Source organism: uncultured Clostridium sp., assembly GCF_900547735.1.
Classification (GTDB): Bacteria; Bacillota; Clostridia; order Lachnospirales; family Lachnospiraceae; genus Otoolea.
The window spans coordinates 1-4,045 of sequence record NZ_URHZ01000145.1; the positions used below are offsets into that span (position 1 = coordinate 1).

At 46.8% G+C, this 4,045-nt stretch carries 2 protein-coding genes and 1 tRNA gene; all 3 read left to right on the forward strand.

Annotation, left to right across the window (positions count from 1 at the left end; all coding sequences use genetic code 11):
• Nucleotides 1-59: 59 nt before the first annotated feature.
• A tRNA-Cys gene (locus QZT18_RS23335) sits at nucleotides 60-130 on the forward strand.
• Between the two features lie 278 nt (nucleotides 131-408).
• Complete coding sequence (locus tag QZT18_RS23340) at nucleotides 409-1,497, forward strand: linear amide C-N hydrolase (protein ID WP_294152127.1); 1,089 nt, start codon at nucleotides 409-411, stop codon at nucleotides 1,495-1,497.
• A gap of 414 nt (nucleotides 1,498-1,911) precedes the next feature.
• Nucleotides 1,912-3,927: a GNAT family N-acetyltransferase gene (locus tag QZT18_RS23625; protein ID WP_366925962.1), complete on the forward strand. Its 2,016-nt coding sequence runs from the start codon at nucleotides 1,912-1,914 to the stop codon at nucleotides 3,925-3,927.
• The last annotated feature ends 118 nt before the right edge of the window (nucleotides 3,928-4,045 follow it).

Sequence of the window (4,045 nt, forward strand, 5' to 3'; positions counted from 1 at the left end):
GTTAAGACATCGCCCTTTCACGGCGGTAACACGAGTTCGAATCTCGTTGGGGTCACTCTGGCGACGTAGCCAAGCGGTAAGGCACGGGTCTGCAACACCCTTATCACCGGTCCGATTCCGGTCGTCGCCTCTCTTATGAACCACGAAAACATTATGTTTTCGTGGTTTTTGAATTCTACAAATTACTGAGAACAGATAATGGGAATGGAGAACTGCCGGCCTTCAGCGATTTAAATTCAATTGTCGGATTTAATTAGAGCTGTTAAAAAATTCACTTTTCATATATAATAATAAATTAGGCGTAGCTGCCCGGAAGAGAGTATAGCGAGGTATTTTCACGCGTTTTTACATAAAAATATCGTGTATTTCCGGTGCGCAGGTATAAAAGATAAATGGAAGGAGAAAGATATGCAGCATAATAAATGGAAAAAACGGCTGCTTTACATCGTGGGCTGCCTAGCGGCATTGCTATTAATTGTGGTGGCAGGAGGTGTATTTATGTTCAGGAATGAGTTGAAAACGCTGGATTCACTAAAGAAGGTGGATGACAACGTTTTGTATACAATGAAATATGAAGGTGATTATGGATTTGATGACTTTCTGAAACAGGGAGCGTCCACGGATGCGGAACTGGTGAAATTTGTTACGGATCGGCTCCTGAAGGGAGTTCCTCTGGAATTTTCGATCCCTGATTTGGGCTGCTCCACATTCAGCGCCCAGACGGAAGACGGAGATCAGATTTTCGGGCGTAATTTTGATCTGACATATTCTCCCGCATTATTTGTAGAGACAAAACCGGATAATGGATACCGCTCATTTTCTACGGTGAATCTTGCTTTTCTGGGCTTTGGAGAGGACAAACTGCCGGAAACATTTAAACAGAAGATTATTACTCTGGCGGCTCCTTATGCGCCGCTGGATGGAATTAATGAAAAAGGCCTGACTGCAGCGGTCTTAAGAATCGGTGATGAACCGACGAACCAGGACACGGGCAAAACGGATATCACAACCACCACGGCAATCCGTCTGATTCTCGACAAAGCGGCCACGGTGGAGGAAGCGCTGGCGCTTTTGGAGCAGTATGATATGCATTCGTCGGCAGGAAGCTGTTACCACTTCCAGATATCGGACGCACAGGGGAACAGCGTTGTGGTCGAGTATGTTGACAACGAATATGAGGTGATACCGGCCGAGAAGAATTATCAGATGGTGACCAATTTCCTTCTGTCCGAGAAGAAATACAATTTCGGAAGCGGCCAGGACCGCTATGAGGTACTTAAAAGCAAACTTGATGAGTGCGGAGGCGTGCTGAAGGATGCACAGGCCGGTATGGATCTTCTGGAAGCGGCGTCCAGTGACTGGCATGTGTCGGAGACGACAGGAAGACTTAATGCGACCCAGTGGTCCATAGTCTACAACAATACGGATTTGACAGCCAGCGTAATCACAGAGCGCCAGTACGACAAACCCGCCCATGAGTTCAGCCTGGCAGAATAAAGTATAGTGAATCAACGTAAATACGCCCCCAATATGCTACAGATATGATACAAAGACAACGCTCCGGAAAGCGTCTCCAGGCCTCCGGACAGAAACGGTGAAAGAAATGCAAAAACGCGTTTTTCACCGTTTTTTCACTATAATCTGCCGGAAATATAATATTACGGGCTTTTTCTTTTTTAAAGTTGAGTTTATAATGTTAAAAAAGAGTTTTTTTACTTATAATATAATGTATGATATAATATGAGCACTTGATGAGGTCCTTACGAATCTAGTGCAAGTCATACCTGAGTACTTAGCGAGGTCCCATCGAGCTTAGTAGGAATGGTATAATATGAGTACTTGATGAGGTCTTATCAAATCTGGTGCGAGTCATACCTGAGTACGTGAACCACGATACCGCAAGGAGGAACTATGGATTTACAGTTTAAGACAGTTAATATAGACAATATCGGAGATGTACTTCCCTTTTATAACTTACGTCACAACAAAACATGCGACAGCGTGTTCCTGGAAAGTTTTATATGGAAAGAGTATTATCATGTTCAATATGCAATATGGGAGGACAAAGCGCTCCTGTGGCTGATGGAGAGCGGCGGCAAATGTTTTTCCGCCATGCCGCTATGCCGCGAAGAAGATCTTCCGGATGCATTTAAGGCAATAGAGCAGTATTTTAATGAAGAACTGGGATATCCGCTGGTTATCAATCTGGCGGACGAATTTGCAGTACAGTATCTGGATCTGCCGGAGGACAAGTATCTGGTGGAAGAGCAGGTGGACTCCAGGGATTATCTTTATGACGGCAATGCCATGAGAACCCTTGCAGGCAAGAAGCTGCATAAGAAGAAAAACCGCGTTAATGCATTTAAACGCGAGTATGAAGGACGATATGAATACCGCCGCCTCTGTTGTTCCGACAGCCATGAGGTCTGGGAGTTCCTTGATAAATGGAGACTTCAGAAGGGCGATGACGTGGAGGAGCATCTGGACTATGAGGTGCGCGGAATCCATGATATTCTTAAAAACTGTTCGGCTCTCTATGTGCGCATGGGAGGCGTGTTTATTGACGGACAGTTGGAGGCATTTACCATCGGCAGTTTTAACCCGGTGGAAAATATGGCCGTCATCCATATTGAAAAAGCCAACCCGGAGATTAACGGCCTGTACCAGTTCATCAATCAGCAGTTTCTAATCGAGGAGTTTGCCGATGTGGAGTGGGTTAACAGGGAGGACGACATGGGACTGGAAGGACTGCGCAAAGCAAAGTCCTCCTACAATCCGGCCGACTATGCGAGAAAATACCTTGTTGAGCAGCTTCTGGACGGAAAAAAGGGATACCGCTGGGCCGAGCAGATTGGTAATACCATATCGGGCAGCAGGATTGAATATTTGTCCGACGATAATAAATCAGATACGGAGCGTCTCTGGCATTCCTGTTTTCCGGAAGACTCCGAGCAGTTTGTGAAGTATTATTATTTCGAGAAAACTAAGGACAACCGCATTCTGGTGAAAAATGATAACGGACTGATCATATCCATGACCCAGTTGAATCCGTACCGCGTCCGTGTCAAAGGACAGGATGTCGACACCTACTATGTGGTGGGCGTTGCCACGGAGGAAAGCCACCGCCGCGAGGGGCATTTCAGGGATGTATTCCTGCGCATGATGCAGGATATGAATCAGGAACAGGTTCCATTTGTATTTCTCATGCCTGCAGATGAACGGATTTATCTGCCGTTAGATTTTGCTTATATCAGTGAGCTGCCGGTTCTGTCCCTGACGGAGGAGGCCGGAGAGAAGCTGACTGCGGTGGACTGCCGGGATAATGAGGAGGACTGCGAAAAGGCGGCAGAATATATGGAACAGTGGCTTGCCGGGCGCTGCGACATGTACTGCCGCCGCGACGGGGCCTATGTGAGCCGTCTGCTCAAGGAACTGGAATCCGAGGATGGAGCGCTTCAATTCCTCTTCAACGGGGAGCAGGAGGCGGGGCTTGCGGCATACTGGGGAGCGGGACGAAAAGAACAGCGGCTGCTCTACACCGATGAGCAGTTTACCGAGGAAATTAAGAGAAAACCGGCTATTATGGCAAGAGTGACCTGTGCGGAGGCATTTCTGTCCCTGTTCAGGCTGCGTGAGGCGGGAAAAGAACTTCAGCTTAAGATAAGGATTGAAGATCATATTATGGATGCCGTAAACGGAAGCTATATCTGGAATCTTTCGGACAGCGGTTCGTCAGCCGTCCGCTTAGAGGCGGATTGGGATAAAGAAGACAGAGGGGCGCTGTGCATGACGCCGGGAGAACTTGCCGGCTGGCTGTGCGGTTACAGGAAACCGGAAGAAATCCGTCCTGAACTGTCTGCGGAACTGATGGAAAAACTGGCTCAGATTGAGACGGTAAATCAGGCGTTTATAGATGAAATTGTGTAATTACACGAACAATATATAACAAGAAAAGCTAAGTAACAAAAGGAAAAATTAATTGAAGCACGGATATGGACAAAGCACGGATATGGACAAAGCACGGATATGGACAAAGCACGGATAT